Annotated in this window: 19 protein-coding genes and 2 pseudogenes; 10 read left to right on the forward strand and 11 right to left on the reverse strand. The window is 66.0% G+C overall.

The features are described from left to right. Nucleotides 1–32: 32 nt before the first annotated feature. Nucleotides 33–1,319 (reverse strand): annotated as a pseudogene (locus BST27_RS14755) (MFS transporter); the annotation flags it as partial. Nucleotides 1,320–1,438: 119 nt separating this feature from the next. On the opposite strand from BST27_RS14755, the gene BST27_RS14760 reads away from it, so the two are divergent. Then, nucleotides 1,439–2,044 (forward strand): YqgE/AlgH family protein, encoded by a 606-nt coding sequence (locus tag BST27_RS14760; protein WP_069422419.1) that lies wholly within the window; start codon nt 1,439–1,441, stop codon nt 2,042–2,044. Nucleotides 2,045–2,058: 14 nt separating this feature from the next. On the opposite strand, the gene BST27_RS14765 is transcribed toward BST27_RS14760, so the two are convergent. Beyond that, on the reverse strand, nt 2,059–2,412 hold the full coding sequence (locus tag BST27_RS14765) for a hypothetical protein (protein ID WP_069422420.1): 354 nt from the start codon (nt 2,410–2,412) through the stop codon (nt 2,059–2,061). A gap of 49 nt (nt 2,413–2,461) precedes the next feature. Beyond that, nucleotides 2,462–3,577: an LpqN/LpqT family lipoprotein gene (locus BST27_RS14770; RefSeq protein ID WP_079219526.1), complete on the reverse strand. Its 1,116-nt coding sequence runs from the start codon at nt 3,575–3,577 to the stop codon at nt 2,462–2,464. A gap of 194 nt (nt 3,578–3,771) precedes the next feature. On the opposite strand from BST27_RS14770, the gene leuS reads away from it, so the two are divergent. Further along, nucleotides 3,772–6,684 (forward strand): leucine--tRNA ligase, encoded by a 2,913-nt coding sequence (leuS, locus tag BST27_RS14775; protein WP_069420690.1) that lies wholly within the window; start codon nt 3,772–3,774, stop codon nt 6,682–6,684. Nucleotides 6,685–6,724: 40 nt separating this feature from the next. On the opposite strand, the gene BST27_RS14780 is transcribed toward leuS, so the two are convergent. From BST27_RS14780 to BST27_RS14815, 8 genes are all read right to left on the reverse strand, one after another. Further along, nucleotides 6,725–7,405: an SDR family oxidoreductase gene (locus BST27_RS14780; protein WP_069420691.1), complete on the reverse strand. Its 681-nt coding sequence runs from the start codon at nt 7,403–7,405 to the stop codon at nt 6,725–6,727. Nucleotides 7,406–7,435: 30 nt separating this feature from the next. Next, nucleotides 7,436–7,945, reverse strand: coding sequence for a MarR family winged helix-turn-helix transcriptional regulator (locus BST27_RS14785; protein WP_069420692.1), 510 nt, complete (start codon nt 7,943–7,945; stop codon nt 7,436–7,438). Nucleotides 7,946–7,994: 49 nt separating this feature from the next. Beyond that, on the reverse strand, nt 7,995–8,723 hold the full coding sequence (locus BST27_RS14790) for a GntR family transcriptional regulator (protein ID WP_069420693.1): 729 nt from the start codon (nt 8,721–8,723) through the stop codon (nt 7,995–7,997). Nucleotides 8,724–8,877: 154 nt separating this feature from the next. Beyond that, nucleotides 8,878–9,663: an LLM class F420-dependent oxidoreductase gene (locus BST27_RS14795; protein ID WP_069420694.1), complete on the reverse strand. Its 786-nt coding sequence runs from the start codon at nt 9,661–9,663 to the stop codon at nt 8,878–8,880. Nucleotides 9,664–9,678: 15 nt separating this feature from the next. Further along, complete coding sequence (locus BST27_RS14800) at nt 9,679–10,593, reverse strand: alpha/beta fold hydrolase (protein WP_069420741.1); 915 nt, start codon at nt 10,591–10,593, stop codon at nt 9,679–9,681. 108 nt (nt 10,594–10,701) lie between these two features. Then, complete coding sequence (locus BST27_RS14805) at nt 10,702–11,811, reverse strand: inositol-3-phosphate synthase (RefSeq protein WP_069420695.1); 1,110 nt, start codon at nt 11,809–11,811, stop codon at nt 10,702–10,704. 64 nt (nt 11,812–11,875) lie between these two features. Beyond that, complete coding sequence (locus BST27_RS14810) at nt 11,876–12,418, reverse strand: PadR family transcriptional regulator (RefSeq protein ID WP_069420742.1); 543 nt, start codon at nt 12,416–12,418, stop codon at nt 11,876–11,878. Between the two features lie 195 nt (nt 12,419–12,613). Then, entirely contained in the window at nt 12,614–13,474 is an 861-nt protein-coding gene (locus BST27_RS14815; protein ID WP_069420696.1) for a DUF1707 SHOCT-like domain-containing protein, read from the reverse strand. Nucleotides 13,475–13,586: 112 nt separating this feature from the next. Here BST27_RS14815 and BST27_RS14820 point away from each other — a divergent pair, with 112 nt between their 5' ends. From BST27_RS14820 to rplI, 8 genes and pseudogenes are all read left to right on the forward strand, one after another. Beyond that, nucleotides 13,587–14,039, forward strand: coding sequence for a DUF5318 family protein (locus BST27_RS14820; protein WP_069420697.1), 453 nt, complete (start codon nt 13,587–13,589; stop codon nt 14,037–14,039). After that, nucleotides 14,032–16,533 carry a transglycosylase domain-containing protein gene (locus tag BST27_RS14825; RefSeq protein WP_069420698.1) on the forward strand — a complete coding sequence of 834 codons (2,502 nt, stop codon included), beginning with the start codon at nt 14,032–14,034 and terminating at the stop codon, nt 16,531–16,533. The genes BST27_RS14820 and BST27_RS14825 overlap by 8 nt, the downstream gene beginning before the upstream one ends. Continuing rightward, a pseudogene (locus BST27_RS14830) lies at nt 16,530–18,210 on the forward strand (glycosyltransferase family 87 protein); the annotation flags it as partial. The gene BST27_RS14825 and the pseudogene BST27_RS14830, both read left to right, overlap by 4 nt. Beyond that, on the forward strand, nt 18,167–18,808 hold the full coding sequence (locus tag BST27_RS14835; RefSeq protein ID WP_197518155.1) for a DJ-1/PfpI family protein: 642 nt from the start codon (nt 18,167–18,169) through the stop codon (nt 18,806–18,808). The pseudogene BST27_RS14830 and the gene BST27_RS14835, both read left to right, overlap by 44 nt. A 117-nt stretch (nt 18,809–18,925) precedes the next feature. Next, nucleotides 18,926–19,216 (forward strand): 30S ribosomal protein S6, encoded by a 291-nt coding sequence (gene rpsF / locus BST27_RS14840; protein ID WP_069420700.1) that lies wholly within the window; start codon nt 18,926–18,928, stop codon nt 19,214–19,216. An 84-nt stretch (nt 19,217–19,300) separates the two neighbouring features. Beyond that, a complete protein-coding gene (locus BST27_RS14845) occupies nt 19,301–19,810 on the forward strand; it encodes a single-stranded DNA-binding protein (RefSeq protein ID WP_069420701.1) in 510 nt (169 codons plus the stop codon). A 45-nt stretch (nt 19,811–19,855) separates the two neighbouring features. Further along, entirely contained in the window at nt 19,856–20,110 is a 255-nt protein-coding gene (rpsR, locus tag BST27_RS14850; RefSeq protein ID WP_069420702.1) for a 30S ribosomal protein S18, read from the forward strand. Between the two features lie 32 nt (nt 20,111–20,142). Then, a complete protein-coding gene (rplI, locus tag BST27_RS14855) occupies nt 20,143–20,601 on the forward strand; it encodes a 50S ribosomal protein L9 (protein WP_069420703.1) in 459 nt (152 codons plus the stop codon). Nucleotides 20,602–20,823 lie beyond the last annotated feature (222 nt).

Consider the following 20,823-nt stretch of genomic DNA (forward strand, 5'->3'; position numbering starts at 1 on the left):
CCTCCCGAAACGCCTGTTGCCGTGGAGTTGCTCCGCCGGCCGACCAGAGTGTGCACGACGAGCCCGGCCGCGTAGATCACCGACCCGAAGAATACGAACCACGGCGCGCGCCCGTCATCGGGTATCCAGACGGCGGCGACGGCCACCGCGGCGATGAAGGCGACCCAGAACAGAGCGTCTTGCACGGCGAACACGTGGCCGCGCAGCGCGTCGTCGACATCGATCTGCATGGCCGAGTCAGCACACAGCTTGACCACTTGACCCGCCAAACCAAGCAGGAAGCCGCACACCACCATCACCGGGAGCTGCAACCCGACGGCCGCGAGCTGGATGGCCGCGGCCGCCGCCAGCGCCCAGTTGGCCGTTGCGTAACGTCCCCAGCGTCGGATCAGCCCGGGCGTCAGCACATTCGCCAGAAAGGCGCCCAACCCGGTGGCGGCGAAAAACATCACTGCGGTGCCCAGCCCTTCGGCTTCCCCGTCTCCCAGGTGGTGCACCAACAGCAAGATGATCAGGGAGTTGATTCCAACCACCATCCGGTGCGCCGCCAGACCGGACAGCGCCGCACCCACCGACGGCAACTGGACGACCGTCCGCACGCCGTGCACCCAGCCCGTGATCACCGCATAGACCACCGACCCGTGAATAGCGCGCTTGGTGTCGTCCGGGCCCAGCACCCGAGGAGCGAACCGCAGCGACAACGCCAACGCGATCAACACCGGAACGGCGGCGGTGTAGATCACCACCGACGCTCCACTGTCGTGTTCACCCACGAGCAGCCGAAGCACGAACATGAAGTTGGCACCCAGGAAGGCCGAGAACGCGCCCGACGCGATGGCCACCGAGTTCATCGTGACCACTTGCTCGCGCGGCACCACGTGCGGCAACGAAGCCGACAGCCCCGAGTTCACGAACCGGGCCAAACCGTTGGCCAGCAGCGCTCCGCACAACAGCAACACGTCGCCGGCGCCCAGCGCCAGGAACGTGCCCACCGCGGCGATGAAGGCCAGCCGCCCGATGTTGGCACCGACCAGTACCAGCCGCCGATCCCAACGGTCCATCAGCGCCCCAGCAAACGGCCCCAGCAGCGAGTACGGCAGAAACAGCACCGCGAAGGCTCGCGCGATCGACATCGGATCTGTCGCACGGTCCGGATTGAACAACAGGGCTCCCGCCAGACCCGCCTGGAAGAGCCCGTCGCCGAACTGACTGGTGATCCGAACCAGCAGCAGGCGCCAGAAGTCCGGCAGACTGCGCACCGCTCGCCACAGGTCGACGGGTGCGATGGCGTGCGTCCGGCTGCGAATCACAGAGTCCATTTCTAATGTCGGGCGCAGGCAAGGCTCGTCGACGCCCGCGGCGCCCCACCCACATTACAAATACTTCTCGACTGCATGATTGCCTCGGGCGATCTCGTCGATGGTGCGATGATGTTGGAGTGGCACCGCAGGAAGACCCCGAGGACTACATCGCACCCGCCGCCCAACGGGTACGGGCGGGCACCCTGCTGCTGGCCAACACCGATCTCCTCGAACCGACGTTTCGCCGCAGCGTGATCTACATCGTCGAGCACAACGACGGCGGCACCTTGGGTGTAGTGCTCAACCGCCCCAGCGAAACCGCCGTTTACAACGTGTTGCCGCACTGGTCCAAGATCGCGGCCAAGCCGAAGGCGATGTTCCTCGGCGGCCCGGTGAAGCGCGACGCGGCCTTGTGTCTGGGCGTGCTGCGGGTCGGTGCGGAGCCGGATGAGGCGCTGGGCCTGCGCCACGTCGCGGGTCGCATGGTGATGGTTGACCTGGACGCCGATCCCGAAGCCATCGCACCGCTGGTGGAAGGCGTGCGAATCTTCGCCGGATACTCCGGGTGGACCATCGGCCAGCTCGAAGGTGAAATCGAGCGCGATGACTGGATCGTCTTGTCCGGCTTGCCGTCCGACGTTCTAGTCGGCCCCAGGGAAGACCTGTGGGGTCAGGTATTGCGGCGCCAGCCGTGGCCGCTGTCGCTGTTGGCCACCCATCCGATCGACCTGAGCCGCAACTAGCGGCGCTCCGGCGGCTAGTGGCAGGACAGGGTGCAGTTCCCGCAGACTCCGCCGCACAGGCTCGGTTCGGCCTCGGCCGCCTCCGCGCGGCGCAGCGCGTAGCGCGCGCTCTGGAACGACCCGGTGGCCAGCGTGCCGACCGCGCCCACGATGCAGACCACCACCACCACCAGGGCGGCCTCCGCCGGCGCCGCCAACGCCACCACTCCCCCGGCGGCCAGCATCACCGCCGCGGCCAGTTGCGTGGGCGCCAACGCCCGCAGCGCCAGTTGCATGGGGTCGGCGGGTCGAGGATGTGACAGGGACCAAGTTCCGAACGTGGCGGCCGCTAGCGCCGCACACATGCACAGCACACCGACGACGAGCATTCGCTCACAATACGAGCTGGCCGACCGTTCCGCTCGTCGGGCGCGATGGTCAGCGGCCGGGTACCGGCGCCAAGGTCACCAGCGGCGGCTGGGTTGGGACGGTACCGGGCGCCACGGCGGTCAGCGGCTGCTGCACCGGTGTCGAACTGGGAACCGGTAGCTGCCGAGTGGGCGCGGCGGGAGGCGTGACGGGCGCAGACGCCGGCGCTGGCGCGGTTGCGGCGGCCGTCCCCGGCGGTGCAACGCGGAACCCGTTGACGATCGCGTCGGTGGCCGGGGCGTCGCTCACCGCTTGCGAGGCGGCAGTGGTGACGGCCAGCGAAACCCAGTACTTATCGGTTCCAGACGTCGCGATGACGTGGCGTCGCGAGGTGTTTAGCGTCATGTCGTTCTCGCGGTACGTGCCCTCGATCTTCGACGAAGGGAAGGTCCCCATGTTCTCCAGCGACGCGTTGGTGGTTTGCCAGGCGAGGAGTTGCTGACTGTCCACATAGCCGTGCGCGATGGCCTCGGCCGGGTCGAAGTCACCGACCAGCTTGTACACGACTATCTGCGCGTTCGAGGTGTAGATGCTGTTGCCCAGTCGGTCCGCGATCACGACGAACGCATCGGGCACGTTGGGGTCGGGGATGTGAGTCCAGCGTGGGGGGACCGGAAGGGTGATCTCGAGTGCTTTGAAGCCCTCGGGGCGCTGCGGTTCTAGCTTGACCCCTTTGCTGTGGAAGTAGTCGCGCAGCGTGCCCGCGATGGCCGGGGTGTTACTGGGCGGCATCGGCGCTGCCCCGGGGGGCGCCGCTGTGGCAGCGGCAGGGGCTGGCGCTACGGCGGCCGGCGCCGGTGCGGCAGGGACGGGGACGGGCGCCGCCGCGGGGCCGGGCGCCGCGGGCGCGATCGGTGCCGCTACGGGCGCCTGCACCGGGATCGGGGCCAGGGCTGGTGCTTGGGCGGGAGCCGGGGCGAGCCTGTTGTTGGCGACGCCCCCGGGCAGCGCCGTGAGGTTCTGAACCGGCGGAGTGGTCAGCTGCGCCGGGCTGGGCGCGGGGATGGGAGGCGCCGGGAATGCTGGATCTGCCGATGCTTTTCCGCCCGCAATCAGCAAGACGCCGACAAAACCGGCTGCCATGCCCCCGACGAAGACTCGCCAGGTACGCGCGTTCGTGATCATCTGCGTCGGGTCCCTTCGATAACTGGGCGCCAATGCCCTCATCGAGGCTGAATGTAACTAGCGCTGGGCAGCGTCGACCAGGCTTGAAACAGAGCTGGGATGAACCCCTGATCGGCGTGCAACGCAACCGAGATCAACCCGTGCCCAGCCCAGCGATCCGAGGCCGCGTGAGTCGCCCTTATACCCTGTTTGGCGTGACCGAATCGCCGACCAGCAGCACCGGTAGCGCTGACGCCGCTCAAGAGGTGGCTTCCACCACGCCGCCGTATCGCTACACGGCCGGCCTCGCCGCCACCGTGGAACGGACGTGGCAGGAGAACTGGGCGCACCTTGGAACGTTCAACGTGCCCAACCCGGTCGGTTCGCTCGCTCCGGCCGACGGCGCCGCGGTGCCCGAGGACAAGCTGTTCGTCCTGGACATGTTCCCCTACCCCTCCGGGGACGGTTTGCACGTCGGTCACCCGCTGGGTTATATCGCCACCGACGTCTACGCCCGCTACTACCGGATGCATGGCCGCAACGTGCTGCACGCTCTGGGGTTCGACTCGTTCGGCCTGCCCGCGGAGCAGTACGCCGTGCAGACCGGCACCCATCCGCGGACCCGCACCGAGGCCAACATCGTCAACTTCCGGCGTCAGTTGGGCCGACTGGGTTTGGCACACGACAGTCGACGCACCTTCTCGACCACCGACGTCGATTTCTACAAATGGACGCAGTGGATCTTCCTGCAGATCTACAACGCCTGGTTCGACACCGCCGCCAACAAAGCCCGTCCCATCTCGGAGCTGATCACCGAATTCGAATCCGGCGCGAGAAGTCTGGACGACGGCCGGTCATGGCAAGACCTGACGGCGGGGGAGCGGGCCGACATCATCGACAGTCACCGGTTGGTCTATCGGGCCGACTCGATGGTCAACTGGTGTCCTGGGCTGGGCACGGTACTGGCCAACGAAGAGGTCACGTCCGACGGGCGCAGCGACCGCGGTAATTTCCCCGTGTTCCGGAAGCGGTTGCGGCAGTGGATGATGCGCATCACCGCGTACGCCGACCGGCTGCTTGAAGACCTCGACCTGCTGGACTGGCCCGAGAAGATCAAGACGATGCAGCGCAACTGGATCGGGCGATCCACCGGCGCGGCGGCGCTGTTTTCGGCCACTCTGACTTCCGGTGAACGAGCCGGTACACACGTTGACCTCGAGGTGTTCACCACTCGCCCCGACACCTTGTTCGGCGCCACCTATCTGGTGCTGGCGCCCGAGCACGACCTGGTCGACGAACTGGTCACCGAGGCGTGGCCAGACGGCGTCGAGCCATCGTGGACCTACGGCGGGTCCACGCCCGCGGAGGCGGTGGCCGCCTACCGTCGCGCGATCGCCGCCAAGTCCGACCTCGAGCGACAGGAGAGCCGGGAAAAGACCGGCGTCTTTCTGGGGAGCTACGCCATCAATCCGGCCAACGGCGCGGCGGTGCCCATCTTCATCGCCGACTACGTGCTGGCCGGCTACGGCACCGGAGCCATCATGGCGGTCCCGGGTCACGACCAACGGGACTGGGATTTCGCCCACGCGTTCGGCTTGCCGATCATCGAAGTCATTGCGGGCGGCGACATTTCAGAGTCCGCATACACCGGCGACGGCGTGTTGGTGAACTCCGACTACCTCAACGGCATGAACGTCGCAGAGGCCAAGCAGGCCATCACCGAGCGCCTGGAACGCGACGGGAAGGGCTGGGCGCGCATCGAATACAAGCTGCGAGACTGGCTTTTCGCGCGGCAGCGCTATTGGGGGGAGCCGTTCCCGATCGTCTACGACAGCGACGGCCGCGCACACGCGCTCGACGAGTCGGCCCTACCCGTCGAATTGCCTGACGTAGCGGATTATTCGCCGGTGTTGTTCGATCCCGACGACGCCGACAGTGAGCCGTCACCGCCGCTGGCCAAGGCCACCGAATGGGTGAACGTGGAGCTGGATCTGGGTGACGGACTCAAGCCGTACAGTCGCGACACCAACGTCATGCCGCAGTGGGCGGCCAGCTCTTGGTACGAGCTGCGCTACACCGATCCGCACAACTCAGATCGGTTCTGCGCCAAGGAAAACGAAGAGTATTGGATGGGGCCGCGCCCCGACCTGCATGGCCCGAACGACCCGGGTGGCGTCGACCTGTACGTCGGTGGCGCCGAGCACGCGGTGCTGCATCTGCTGTATTCACGGTTCTGGCACAAGGTGCTCTTCGACCTGGGTCACGTCAGTTCAAGCGAGCCGTTCCGCCGACTGGTCAACCAGGGCTACATCCAGGCGTTCGCCTACACCGACAAGCGCGGTACCTATGTGCCGGCCGCTGAGGTGATCGAGCGTGACGGCGGCTTCGTCTACCCGGGGCCCGACGGCGAGATAGAGGTCTTCCAGGAATTCGGCAAAATCGGTAAGAGCCTGAAGAATTCGATCTCGCCCGACGAGATCTGTGACGACTACGGTGCGGACACGCTGCGCGTGTACGAGATGTCCATGGGACCGCTGGAGGCCTCGCGCCCCTGGGCCACCAAGGACGTCATCGGGGCGCACCGTTTCCTGCAGCGGGTATGGCGGCTCGTCGTCGACGAGAACACCGGCGAAACGCGAGTTTCCGACGGGGAGCTGAGCACCGAGACGCTGCGGGCCTTGCACCGCACCATCGCCGGGGTTTCGGAAGACTATGCGGCACTGCGTAACAACACGGCGACGGCCAAGCTGATCGAGTACACCAACCACCTCACCAAGCTGAACCTCGACACGGTGCCCAGGGCGGCGGTGGAGCCGTTGGTGCTGATGCTGGCACCGTTGGCCCCGCACATGGCCGAGGAGTTGTGGCACCGGTTGGGTCACGACACGACGTTGGCGCACGGCCCCTTCCCGGAAGCGGACCCCGCATATCTCGTCGACGACACCGTCGAATACCCGGTCCAGGTCAACGGCAAGGTCCGGGGCCGGGTGGTGGTCGCGGCCGATGCGGACCAAGAGGTGCTCAAGGCCGCGGCGCTGGGCGACGAGAAGGTGCAGGCCTTCCTGGCCGGGGCCGAGCCGCGCAAGGTGATCGTCGTGCCCGGGCGACTGGTCAACCTCGTCGTATAACTCGCGGCTGCCCGGAGGCCACCTGCGGGTACGGGCGGCGCTATCCGCGGGCTTCCGCGGCGGGCCGGATCACCACCTCGTGTACGTGCGCATCCGCGGGCGCGGCGACGGCGTAGGCGACCGCCTCGGCGACCGTCTCGGGCCGAAGATATTTGGCCACGTCGTATTCGCCGCCTTCGTAGGCGACGAGGTCGTGCTGCATGTCGGTATCGGTGCGACCGGGGTAGATGGTGGTCACCTGAATGTCCGGCTCGTCCGCGCGCAACGAGTCGGCGACCGCCCGCAGGGCGAACTTGCTGGCGGAATAGGACGCGTTAATCCGCGACGCTTTGCGTCCCGACCCGGAATTGATGAACACCACCCGCCCGTGGGCCTGCCGCAACGCCGGCAGCAGTGCCTGTGTAAGAGCAACGGCCCCAATGACATTCACCGCAAAGGTGGCGCGCCATTGGTCGACGGTGGACTCGGAGACGGTACCCGGCAGGGACACCCCGGCGTTGTGCACCAGCACGTCGAGCGCGTCGACCACTTCGCAACTGGCCTCGATCGATTCTGTGTCGGTCAGGTCCAGTGGAAAGGTGGTGGCCCCAAGCCGATCGGCGACGGCGTCGAGTCGCGCCGACGGTCGGCCGGCCAACAACAAGGTGTGCGTTGGCGCCAGGGCCGTCGCGATTGCGGAGCCGATACCGCCACTGGCTCCGGTGATGAGTGCGGTGGGCATGCTCTAAACGGTTACCAAGTTGATTGTTGCTCAAACGCTTTCACGCTGCTTGCGGTCCGCGTCGCCGGCCGCGTTTGCCACCGGTTCCCCCGCGGCCAGGCGCTGCAGCGGCGCCAGCGCCTTCATCAGGGCGTCGAGGTCGTCGCTGGGGAGTTGGCTGAGCATCGTGGCCAGGGCTGCGTGACGGCTGGCCAGCGACTCGGCGTGCACAGCCCGCCCCTGCGGGGTGATGTCGACCAGAACGGCCCGCAGGTCCGACGGGTCGCGCGAGCGCTTGACCAGACCGATCTTTTCCAGACGGCGGATGGCCACCGTGGTGGTGGGTGTGCGGACCCGTTCGTGCGCCGCCAAATCCGTCATGCGGATAGGGCCTTGATCTAGCAGGGTCACCAATATTGAAAGTTGCGCCAGCGTCAATTCTCCGGCGACCATGTTGTTCGGATCGCCCCGGCGCAAAATCGTGAACAGCTTGGATAGCGCGCGGTGCAACCCTTCCGCAAGCTCCGATACCTCGGGCGCGGTGGGTTCGCTGTCCGCCATAGTTCGGCAGTCTAACCTGATTGCTCGGGCGATTTGCCAGTCGACGCGTTCACACCACGATCGATGACGGCTTGAGGTTCTTCGCCGCCCGGCGCAGATGTATGGGAGTGGGACGCGCGCCTTCTTGCGGAACCAGTACCCCCCGTCGGCACAGCTCGGTGAGCATCGCTTGCGCCATCAGCTCGGAGCGGCTGACGCACACTGCCCGAGCGGCTTCCGGGTCACGCCGGTGGATCGCGGCGTTCTCTTCTTCATAGAAGGGCAGGACGTCGTCGCGGTTGTTCTGGTAGGTCATCCAGAACACCCGGGGGATGAGGTTGTATGACGCGCGAATGGTGGCGTGCAGGCGCGGCCCCGCATACTCGTCGTTGACCGTGCTTCGGTACTCGCAGCAGAGTTCGGCGAAGGTCCGAGAGTCTTTGGCGGTGCGCATCGAGGCCAGCAGCGCGTCGAGTTGCCCGAGGACTCGTGGGGTGGGGTTGGCCGCCGCCCGCGCGGAGGCAATGCCGCTGAGTAGCCCATCGAGCTCGTGGTGCTCATAAATGGTGGCTTCGTCGAAGCGCTCGACGAACGCGCCGCGGTGATAGCGGGTGGAGACGATCCCGTCGTGTTCGAGTTGGACCAACGCCTCTTGGATGGGCACGCGACTCACCCCGAGGCCTTGTGCGATCTCGTTGCGATCGACTCGGTCACCGGTGCGGAGCCTGCCCGTCAAGATCAGGTTGAGAATGTGGTTCACAACCTGGTCTTTTTCTTTGACCCCGTATTTCTTCGGCATCGGCGCGTTGGAGCCTCTTTCACCCGTTCCTGCTCAGCGCTCGAAGTTTCTCACGAGTAAGCGCGTCGTTTGTGAGGTTTCGCAGATGAAGTGTAGGCAACCGCGAATCTAACGGTGTCCGAACCTGTGGGGAAGAGCTGTGGAACGCCGGTTGTTACCGGCTGTCGCGCCACCTGACCAGCTGTTCGGCGGCGCTGAGGTCGTAGTCGGGGCCGTCGCAGCCCACCGTCAACAGCGTGACGCCCAGGCCGACCAGTGTCTCGGCATTTGCGATCAGCTCGCCCCTGTTCTCGACCCCTGCCGACCGCTCAATGCTGGCCGGGTCCCGGCCGACATCGGCGCAGTGCCGCGCCAGCACTTCCGATTTCCTCGGAAGGTCATTTGCCGAAGTGAAACTGTGCCACGTGTCGGCGTACTCAGCGACCAGCCGCAGGGTCTTGCGCTCGCCGCCGCCGCCGATGAGCACCGGGATCTCGCGAGTCGGCGGGGGATTGAGCTTGGCCAGGCGCGACTTGATTCGCGGTAGTGCGGCGGCAAGATCGTCCAGCCGACCGCCCGCGGTGCCGAATTCGTAGCCGTACTCGTAGTAGTCCTTGTCTTTCCAGCCCGATCCGATGCCGAGGATGAGTCGGCCGTCGGAAATGTGGTCGACAGTGCGGGCCATGTCGGCGAGCAGCTCCGGGTTGCGGTAGGAGTTGCAGGTGACCAGGGCGCCGATCTGGATGCGTGATGTCTGCTCGGCCCAGGCCCCCAGCATGGTCCAGCATTCGAAGTGGGGACCGTCGGGGTCGCCGTACAGGGGAAAGAAGTGGTCCCAATTGAAGGCGATGTCTACGCCGATGTCTTCGCAGCGTCGAACGGCGTCCCGGATTTGGCTGTACTGGGGAGCGTGTTGCGGTTGTAGTTGCACCCCGATGCGGATGGGCAGCTCAGAAGTCATCAGTCCACCGTAAGCTCAGCGCGCGTCAAGCACCTTCCGCACGAGCGCGGTGAGGGCCCGAGGCTGGTCGCTTTGCACTGAGTGGCCGGAGTTCTCGACGACGTGCGCACCACGGAAATGCCTTGCGCGCTGGCTCAACTCGGCGATGTCCTCGTCGGTGACGAAACCCGACCAGCCGCCGCGGACCAGGGTGACGGGCGCGGACAAGGCGTCGACGTCGTCCCACAGACTCGCGAAGTCGGGAAACTTGCGGATGGCGTCGTAGCGCCACGTCCAGTTGCCGTTGTCGAGTCGCCGCGAGTTGTGAAAAACCCCGCGACGCAACGCCTTCACCTCGCGATGTGGGGCCGCGGCGATGGTCAGGTCGAGCATGGCTTGGAAGCTCGGGAATTCGCGCTCCCCGTGCATGAGCGCCACCGTGCCTTGTTGCTCCTTGGTCATTTCGGAGTGCCGCTGCAGGGCCGACGGGGTGACGTCGATGAGCATGAGTTCGTTGACGAGTTCTGCCGCCTGCGCGCCTAGCCGTATTGCGGTCAGCCCGCCCAGCGACATGCCGACGACGAATTCGGCGGTGGGCGCGAGTTCGCGCAGCGCCGGCGCCAGAGCCTCGGCATTGAGCTGCGGTGAGTAGTCTCCGTCTTCGCGCCAGGCCGAGTGGCCGTGGCCGGGTAGATCCACCGCGAGCGCCGGTTCGCCGAGGCCGACGATCACGGTGTCCCAGGTGTGCGCGTTCTGACCGCCCCCGTGCAGGAAGACGATTCGCGGCTCGGCGCCGCCCCACCGCAGCGCGCTGATCCTGGCATGACCCGATCCCACGTCGACCCGCTCAACGTGGGGGAGTGGTCCCGTGACGCCGGCCTGCTCGGCGTTCTCGGCCAGCAGTGCGAATTCGGTGAGCCCGGTCAGTTCGTCGTTGGAAATCTCGGTCACGCCACCGACTTTACGAGCCGTGCCCGTCACCAGGCGTTAGCGGCCACGCCGAACGTCACGTTGGTGTGACCCCCGACCGCCAGCGTCACTCCAACGTGACGCTGGGCGTCAGATACCCGAGATGAACTCTTCGAGCTGAGCGCGCGCGATGTCGTCGGGCAGTTGCTCCGGCGGGCTCTTCATCAGGTATGCCGACGCCGGGATCACTGGGCCGCCGATACCGCGGTCCTTGGCGATCTTGGCCGCGCGGACCGCGTCGATGATGATGCCGGCCGAGTTCGGCGAGTCCCAAACCTCGAGCTTGTACTCCAGGTTCAGCGGCACGTCGCCGAAGGCGCGGCCTTCCAGGCGCACGTAGGCCCACTTGCGGTCGTCCAGCCAGGCGACGTGGTCCGACGGGCCGATGTGGACGTTCTTGTCCTCCACTTTGCCGGCCAGCGAGCCGGTGAGGTTGGACGTCACGGCCTGGGTCTTGGAAACCTTCTTGGACTCGAGGCGCTCACGTTCGAGCATGTTCTTGAAGTCCATGTTGCCGCCGACGTTGAGCTGGTAGGTGCGGTCGAGCGTCACGCCGCGGTCCTCGAACAGCTTGGCCATCACGCGGTGGGTGATCGTCGCGCCCACTTGGCTCTTGATGTCGTCGCCGATGATCGGCACGCCGGCGTCCTTGAACTTCTTGGCCCACACCGGGTCCGAGGCGATGAACACCGGCAGCGCGTTGACAAAGGCCACACCGGCGTCGATGGCGCACTGGGCGTAGAACTTGTCGGCCTCCTCGGAGCCCACCGGCAGGTAGGAGACGAGCACGTCGACGTTGTTGTCCTTGAGGACCTTCACCACGTCGACCGGGTCGTCATCAGACAACTCGATGGTGTCGGCGTAGTACTTGCCGATCCCGTCGAGGGTCGGGCCGCGCTGCACGACCACGTTGGTGGGCGGCACGTCGGCGATCTTGATGGTGTTGTTCTCCGACGCGTAGATGGCGTCGGACAGGTCGAAGCCGACCTTCTTGGCGTCCACGTCGAAAGCGGCGACGAACTTGACGTCGCGGACGTGGTACTGGCCGAACCGCACGTGCATGAGGCCGGGCACGGTCGAGGTGTCGTCGGCATTCTGGTAGTACTCGACGCCCTGGACCAGCGAGGACGCGCAGTTGCCGACGCCGACGATGGCGACTCGTACCTCGTTTGACGCCTGCGGCGCGTTCTGCTGACTCATTACGGCGTTTCTCCTAACCTCATGACTTCTTGCGTGCCTTACGTGTGCTGTGTAGTGCAGGGGTTCACGTCTGTTCGGCGTGATTGGGCGCAGCTCGTTCTGCGGCGATGAGCTCGTTGAGCCACTTGACCTCGCGTTCGCTGGACTCGAGCCCAAGTTGGTGCAGCTGCCTCGTGTAGCGGTCCAGGGAGCTGCTGGCTCGCGCTATCGCTTCCCGCAGACCTTCACGACGCTCTTCGACCTGACGTCGCCGACCTTCCAAGATGCGCATCCGCGCTTCGGCCGGCGTGCGGTTGAAGAAGGCCAGGTGTACCCCGAACCCATCGTCGGTGTAGTTGTGCGGGCCGGTGTCGGCCACCAACTCGCTGAAGCGCTGCCTGCCTTTGTCGGTCAGCTGGTAAACCCGACGGGCCCGGCGCACCGGTGTCCCGGCCGGGGCGGCGTTCTCGGCGATCAGCCCCTCGGCCTGCATGCGGCGCAGGGCCGGATAGAGGGATCCGTAGGAGAAGGCACGGAAGGCTCCGAGCAATCCGGTGAGCCGTTTGCGCAGTTCATAGCCGTGCATGGGGGACTCGATGAGAAGCCCGAGGATGGCGAGCTCAAGCATCGACTCACCTCCCTTTTGCACATTTGCTACTTGAACTAGTCGGGCCGTTACGATGCGCCGACGCCTCGCGTCATCGTATCGCCTCGATATATTAGGGACAACACCACCGGCTGTTAATGCGCCGTTTGTCACACATCCCGGTTGGTTTACCAGCGCTTAGGCGGCTGAAACCGCCGTCGGGCCCGGAAGCCGCGATTACGGGTAGTTGATTAGCTTGACGGTGCCGTCACCGGCGAATTCGACGTAGCCGCTGCCGTAATCGGTGGAGACGTATGTGGTCAGCGACAACGTGCCCGGTTTGGTCGGATCCTTGGCCGGCTCGATGATCAGGTAGCTCGACGTGACGTCGGCTGGCTTGATGCCCAGCGTCTCGGGCGCCCCGCGCATGATTCCGACCACTGCCTTCACGTCGAACTTGCTCAGGTCGACCTCGGTGTAATCGGAGCCGCTCTTGGCCGAGCTGCTGGGATCGCCCCAGCCGCCTCGATAGGTGTAGCTCAGATACCTGCGGTCTTCATTGGGGTCGGGGCGGTCCAGGGACGCGTAATCCGGATAGACCACCAGCCGGTAGCCCATCGTGTCGCCGAACCGCTTGCGCATCTGCTCGATGAGCCCCGTGAGCCCGCCCAGGGATTGCAGCTGCTTGGGCGCGGTCACGACCACCGCCGCAATACCGTCGCGCTTGGCACCAGGATCAGAGGTGAAGTCCAGCGGAGACGTGGTGTTGCCGTAGAGGCCCCAGCCGATCCCGATTCCCAGCAGCACCGACACCACGTACGAGGCGATCAGCAGGCCGCGCCCGGTGTGTTTCGGCTGGCGTGTACTCACCGGCGTACCGGCCGGCATCGGCGCCTGCTGCTCGCGAGCTGACTGCAGATCGGACACCAGGTCGTGCAGCTCGCCGAGCGTCACGGCTCTGGTGGCCGCGCTCACGCGTTCGCGATGCTCCTCCGTGGAGATCTCGCCGTCGTTGAAGGCGTTGTCGAGAATTCGGCACGCCTCTTCCCGGTCACGGTCCTTAGCGCGCGTTGACGTCGTCCCCGGCCATCTCGCCACGGGAAGATCGTAGGAGTCCGTTGTTCACAGTGCTCAACGAACACCCCCGAACCCGCGCAACAACGGTGTCGGCGCATATCGGTGGTCAGGATCGCGACGTAGTCTGGTCAACGTGCGACTGCAGCGACAGGTAGTGGAATACGCGCTTCGGCGGCGCTCTTTGCTGGCGGAGGTGTATTCGGGACGCACCGGGGTGACCGAGGTGTGTGACGCGAATCCGTATTTGCTGCGCGCAGCAAAGTTTCACGGGAAACCAAGCCAGGTGATGTGCCCGATCTGCCGGAAGGAGCAGCTCACGCTGGTGTCCTGGGTCTTCGGCGAGCACCTGGGCGCGGTATCGGGCTCGGCGCGCACCGCCGAAGAGCTGGTCATGCTGGCGACCCGGTTCTCCGAGTTCGCGGTGCACGTGGTGGAGGTGTGCCGCACCTGCAGCTGGAACCACTTGGTCAAGTCCTACGTGCTGGGCGCGCCCCGCCCAGCGCAACCCCCGAAGCGGCCCACCGGGACCGGGAGGACCCGGGGCAGTCAAGCGGCGGGGGACGGAGCCCGCACAGCCAGTGAATAGCGAAGGACGGCATCACCAGTCGCCCCAGGAGGGCGCCGGCGGTGAAGAGGGCACGCGTCCGGCCCCCGGGGTCCGTCGTCATGTTCCTCCCGACGACAGACACACCACGATCCTCCCGGCGGTCCCCGAAGACGCAGGGCCGGAGCCTGACGAGATCGACGAGGTCAAGGCCGCGCTTAACAAGCCGTCGGAATTGTCGCCGGAGCCCGACGAGATCGACCAGGTCAAGGCCGCGCTGGACGCGCCGTCCGGCCGACGTCGGCGACCGGACGCCCCAGCCGGGCGGCCGCCATCGGGGCCCACGCCCCGGCGGCCCGATGGCCCGACGGCCCGTACGAAGCCGACCTGGTCGCAACAGATCAACTGGCGCTGGGTGCGACGCTCGGCGTACATCATTGCGGCCGTGGCGATCTTGTTGCCCATCGTCACCTTCGGGATGGCTTACCTGATCGTCGACGTTCCCCGGCCCGGTGACATCCGCACCAACCAGGTTTCCACCATTCTGGCCAGCGACGGCTCAGAGATCGCCAGAATCGTTCCACCCGAAGGCAATCGCGTGGACGTCAACCTCAGCCAGGTACCGGCCCACGTCCGCCAGGCGGTGATCGCGGCCGAGGACCGCGGCTTCTACACCAACCCGGGCTTCTCGTTCAGCGGCTTCGCCCGGGCGGCGAAGAACAACCTGCTCGGCGGCGATCTACAGGGCGGGTCGACGATCACCCAGCAATACGTCAAGAACGCCTTGGTTGGCTCCGCACAGCACGGTTTGCGCGGCGTGGTGCGCAAGGCCAAAGAGCTCGTGATCGCGACCAAGATGGCAGGAGAGTGGTCCAAAGACGATGTGCTGCAGGCCTACCTGAACATCATCTACTTCGGCCGCGGCGCCTACGGAATCTCGGCGGCGTCCAAGGCCTATTTCGACAAGCCGGTCGAGCAGCTCACCGTCTCCGAAGGTGCGCTGTTGGCCGCGCTGATCCGGCGGCCCTCCACCCTGGACCCGGCGGTCGACCCAGAGGGTGCGCTCGCCCGCTGGAATTGGGTGCTCGACGGCATGGTCGAGACCAAGGCGCTGTCCGAGAAAGACCGTGCAGCGCAGGTGTTTCCCCGAACGGTCCCGCCGGAACTCGCCCGCGCGCAGAACCAGACCAGCGGACCTAACGGTCTGATCGAACGGCAGGTGACCAAGGAACTGCTCGAACTGTTCAACATTGACGAGCAGACCCTGAATACGCAGGGGTTGCAGGTCACCACCACGATCGATCCGCAGGCCCAGCAAGCCGCTGAGAAAGCGGTCGCCAAGTACCTCGACGGCCAAGACCCCGACATGCGCGCGGCGGTGGTTTCCATCGACCCGCACAACGGCGGTGTGCGCGCGTACTACGGCGGATCCAACGCCCAGGGCTTCGATTTCGCCCAAGCTGGCCTGCAAACCGGGTCGTCATTCAAAGTGTTCGCCCTGGTGGCCGCCCTCGAGCAGGGGATCGGTTTGGGCTACCAGATAGACAGCTCGCCACTGACGGTCGACGGCATCAAGATCACCAACGTCGAGGGCGAGGGCTGCGGCACCTGCAATCTCGCCCAGGCGCTCAAGATGTCGCTGAACACGTCGTATTACCGGCTCATGCTCAAGCTCAAGGGCGGGCCGCAGGCCGTCGCCGATGCCGCGCACCGAGCCGGTGTCGCGGAGAGCTTCCCCGGTGTTGCGCACACGCTCTCCGAAGACGGCCAGGGCGGACCGCCGAACAACGGGATCGTGTTGGGCCAGTACCAGACCCGCGTGATCGATATGGCGAGCGCGTACGCCACACTGGCAGCCTCCGGCATCTACCACCAACCGCACTTCGTGCAGAAGGTGGTCAACTCCGAAGGTCAGGTCCTGTTCGATGCCGCCACCCGGGACGACTCCGGTGAGCAACGCATCCCCAAGGCGGTCGCCGACAACGTGACCGCCGCTATGGTGCCGATTCCGAGCTACTCACGAGGCCACAACCTCGCGGGCGGACGCCCAGCGGCGGCCAAGACCGGCACCACGCAGTTGGGTGATACCAGCGACAACAAGGACGCCTGGATGGTCGGGTACACGCCATCGTTGGCGACGGCCGTGTGGGTGGGGACGGTCAAGGGTGACAAACCGTTGGAAACAGCTTCGGGCGCAGCGGTTTACGGGTCTGGTCTGCCGTCGGACATCTGGAAGGCGACCATGGACGGCGCCCTGAAGGGTACTGACAACGAGAGCTTCCCCAAGCCCACCGAGATCGGCGGGTACGCGGGCGTGCCGGTCGCACCGCCACCGCCACCGCCACCGCCGCCGTCGGAAACCGTCATTCAGCCCACGGTTGAAGTGGCGCCGGGAATCACCATTCCCGTCGGGCCGCCCACCACCATCACCGTCGGGCCGTCGCCGCCGGCACCGCCGCCAACAGAACCACAGACGGTGCCGCCGACGGTGCCGCCGGGCGGGCCGGCGCCCTTCGAGCCTCCACCGCCGCCGTGACCGGCGTCCCCAAACAACGCTCCGTCATCTCGCCCCAACCGTTAGCCGCTGACCTGCGCAGCGCTGACAACCGTGACTGCCCCAGTCGGACCGACTTTCTCGGTGCGGCGTTGGCCGACGTCATCGGGGGGCCGGTGGGCCGGCACGCCCTGATTGGGCGAGCGCGGGTGATGACACCGCTACGGGTGATGTTTCTCATCGCATTGGTGTTCCTGGCGCTTGGCTGGTCGACGAAGGCGCCCTGCTTGCAGAGCTCCGACACCGGCCCGGCCGAACATCGGGTGGCCAATTGGGCAAACCAGCGCGCCTATTACCAGTTGTGCTACTCCGACACGGTCCCGCTCTACGGCGCCGAACTGCTGAACAGGGGGGAGCTGCCGTACAAGTCGAGCTGGGTCGAGAAGGACAGCACCGGCACCCCGCAGGTCCGCTACGACGGCCAAATAGCGGTGCGCTACATGGAGTATCCGGTGCTGACCGGGATGTACCAGTACGTTTCGATGGCCCTGGCGAAGACCTACAGCGCGTTGACCAAGATCATCTCGATCCCGGTGGTGGCCGAGGTGGTGATGTTCTTCAATTTCGCCGCACTGGGATTGGCCCTGGCCTGGCTGGCCACCATCGCGGCGACCGCGCGCCTGGCCGGTCGCCGGATTTGGGATGCGGCGCTGGTCGCCGCGTCACCGCTGGTGATCTTTCAGATCTTCACCAACTTCGACGCGCTGGCAACGGCTTTGGCGATGGGTGGGTTGCTGGCGTGGGCGCGGCGCAGGCCGGTGCTTGCGGGTGTGCTGATCGGGCTGGGCGTCGCGGCCAAGCTCTACCCGCTGTTATTCCTGGGTCCGCTGCTGGTACTGGCCATTCGCAGTGGGCGCTACGCTGCGGTCGCGCGAACCGCCGCGGCGACGGTAGGGACGTGGCTGCTGGTGAATCTGCCGGTGATGGTGCTCTTTCCGCGCGGCTGGTCAGAGTTCTTCCGGCTCAATGCCCGCCGCGGCGACGACATGGATTCGCTGTTCAATGTCGTGAAGTCCTACACCGGCTGGCGCGGCTTCGATCCGTCGCTAGGTTTCTGGGAGCCGCCGACGGTGCTCAACACCGTCGTTGCGGTGTTGTTCCTGACGTCTTGCGCGGCAATCACTTACGTCGCGTTGACGGCTCCGCAGCGGCCACGGCTGGCGCAGCTGACGTTTCTGGTGGTCGCAGCGTTCCTGCTGACCAACAAGGTGTGGAGCCCCCAGTTCTCGCTGTGGTTGGTGCCCCTGGCGGTGCTCGCGCTGCCGCATCGGCGAATCTTGCTGGCGTGGATGACGATTGACGCCTTGGTATGGGTGCCGCGGATGTACTACCTGTATGGCAACCAGAGTCGGTCGCTGCCTGAGCAGTGGTTCACCACCACGGTGCTGCTGCGTGACCTCGCGGTGATGGCGCTCTGTGCGTTGGTCGTTCGACAGATCTACCGGCCCGACGAGGATCTCGTGCGCTGGATGGGCCGCATCGACGACCCGAGCGGGGGCGTCTTCGACCGCGCGCCCGACGCCCCGCCCGATTGGCTACCGACGTGGCTGCGTCCGGGCCCCGGGCGACGTGCGGTCGCGGTCGCCAAGGAGCCAGAGCTGGTCGCCAAGGAGGCATGATGCAAGTCGCGATCCCGCTGTTTCCCCGGTTCACGGCGCTGGACGCGATAGGCCCATACGAAGTCCTGCAGCGCATTCCGTCGGTGGAAGTGGTGTTCGTCGGGCATCAGCGCGGGGAACTGCGCACCGAGAACGGCATGCTCGGCGTCACGTGCGACGCGACCTTCGCCGAAGTTCCGGCACCGGAAGTGGTGGTGGTTCCCGGCGGCATCGGCACTCGGGTACTGCTCGACGACGAGGTCCTTCTCGGCTGGCTCCGGTCGGTGCACCCGAACACGAGGTTCACCACGTCGGTGTGCACCGGCGCGCTGCTGCTTGCCGCCGCCGGCCTGCTCGACGGACTAACCGCCACGACGCACTGGGGCTCCGCGGACCGTCTCAACGAGTTGGGGGCGCGTTATGTGGCCCACCGTGTCGTCGAGCACCTGCCGCAGCGGATCATCACCGCCGCCGGGGTGTCCAGCGGCATCGACATGGCCTTGCGGCTCGTCGAGCTGTTGGTGGATCGCGAGTCGGCCCAGGCCGCGCAGCTGCTCATCGAGTACGACCCGCAGCCCCCGTTCGACTCGGGGGCACTCGAGAAGGCCGACGAGGCGACGAAGGCTCGGGTCGCGGAGTTTCTGCAGTCGCGCAAATAAGCTGATTTCTGCACTGCACGCACCATCCGGTAACCTGGTGCGGTTGCCGACGCAGGCGACCCTCCTGCCACGGAATCCGCCGTGGCCGCTGAGACCAGAGGAGGTGATGAGGTTCCCATGCGTCCATACGAAATCATGGTCATTCTCGACCCCACGCTTGACGAACGTACTGTCGCCCCGTCCCTGGAGACGTTCCTCAACGTCGTCCGGAAAGACGGTGGCACGGTCGAAAAGGTCGACATTTGGGGCAGGCGGCGGTTGGCGTACGAGATCGCCAAGCACGCCGAAGGCATTTATGTGGTCATCGACCTGAAGGCGGAGCCGGCGACGGTGTCCGAACTCGACCGCCAGCTGAGCCTGAACGAGTCGGTTTTGCGTACCAAGGTGATGCGGACGGATAAGCACTAGCGGTCGGCTGGCTGTCAGCACGGCTGCGTACAGTCGTCATGACTATCCCAACAGGCGAGGTCAGGCCGAACAAGGAGGGCATTTATGGCTGGTGACACGACCATCACCGTCGTCGGAAACCTGACCGCTGATCCCGAATTGCGGTTCACGCCGTCGGGTGCCGCCGTCGCCAACTTCACCGTGGCCTCCACGCCCCGGATCTACGACCGCCAGAGCGGTGAGTGGAAGGACGGCGAGGCGCTCTTCCTGCGCTGCAACATCTGGCGCGAGGCGGCCGAGAATGTGGCCGAAAGCCTGACCAGGGGAGCGCGGGTGATTGTCACCGGCCGGCTCAAGCAGCGTTCCTTCGAGACCCGTGAAGGCGAAAAGCGCACCGTCGTCGAGGTCGAGGTCGACGAGATCGGACCCTCGCTGCGGTACGCCACCGCCAAGGTCAATAAGGCCAGCCGCAGCGGCGGCGGGGGCGGCTACGGAGGAGGCGGCGGTTCGCGCCCGGCACCGGCGCAGCCAAGCGGCGGATCGGGTGAGGACCCCTGGGGCAGCGCCCCGGCGTCGGGCTCCTTCGGCGGCGCCGACGACGAACCGCCCTTCTGACCCAACAGAACTTCAGACCAGTAAAGAACGGAAAGAAAGACACACATGGCCAAGTCCAGCAAGCGGCGCCCGGCTCCGGAGAAGCCGGTCAAGGCGCGTAAATGCGTCTTCTGCGCGAAGAAGGACCAAGCGATCGACTACAAGGACACCGCGTTGCTGCGGACCTACATCAGCGAGCGCGGCAAGATCCGGGCGCGCCGGGTCACCGGCAACTGCGTGCAGCATCAGCGCGACATCGCCATCGCGGTGAAGAATGCCCGCGAGGTCGCGCTCCTGCCGTTCACCTCTGCGACGCGGTAATTGCCGGGCCGCCCAACGAAAGTACGTAAACGATGAAGCTGATTTTGACGTCCGACGTCGACCACCTGGGTTCGGTCGGCGACACGGTTGAGGTCAAGGACGGGTACGGCCGTAACTTCCTGTTGCCGCGCGGGCTGGCGATCGTGGCCTCGCGTGGTGCCCAGAAGCAGGCCGACGCCATCCGCCGGGCCCGCGAAACCAAGGCCGTGCGCGACCGCGAGCACGCCAACGAAATCAAGACGGCGCTCGAGGCCCTCGGGCCCGTGCAGTTGCCGGTGAAGACCGCGGGAGACTCCGGCAAGCTGTTCGGCTCGGTCACCGCCGCCGACGTCGTCGGCGCCATCAAGAAGGCCGGCGGGCCCAACCTCGACAAGCGGATCCTGCGGCTGCCCAAGGCGCACATCAAGACCATCGGCACCCATACCGTGGTCGCACAGCTGCACTCCGAAATCGACGTCGAGGTTTCTGTCGACGTCGTCGCCGAGAGCTAACTCCGCACCTACCCCAACACCCGGTGGCTGCCCAAGGGGCGCCACCGGGTTTTTGGGCTGCCGCCAGACCGGCCTGAGACCGGCTGCGACCGCGGCCAGCGAACCTCTTGCTGGCGAACTATTTTGAGCGCTCTTTCTCGCACCGCCCTTTACCGATGCGTAACGCAAGCAAAATATGGTCGAAAACCAACACGCCCGACTTCGTAACCTGCGGCGACACGC

The organism is Mycobacterium intermedium (assembly GCF_002086275.1).
In the GTDB taxonomy this organism is placed as follows: Bacteria; Actinomycetota; Actinomycetes; order Mycobacteriales; family Mycobacteriaceae; genus Mycobacterium; species Mycobacterium intermedium.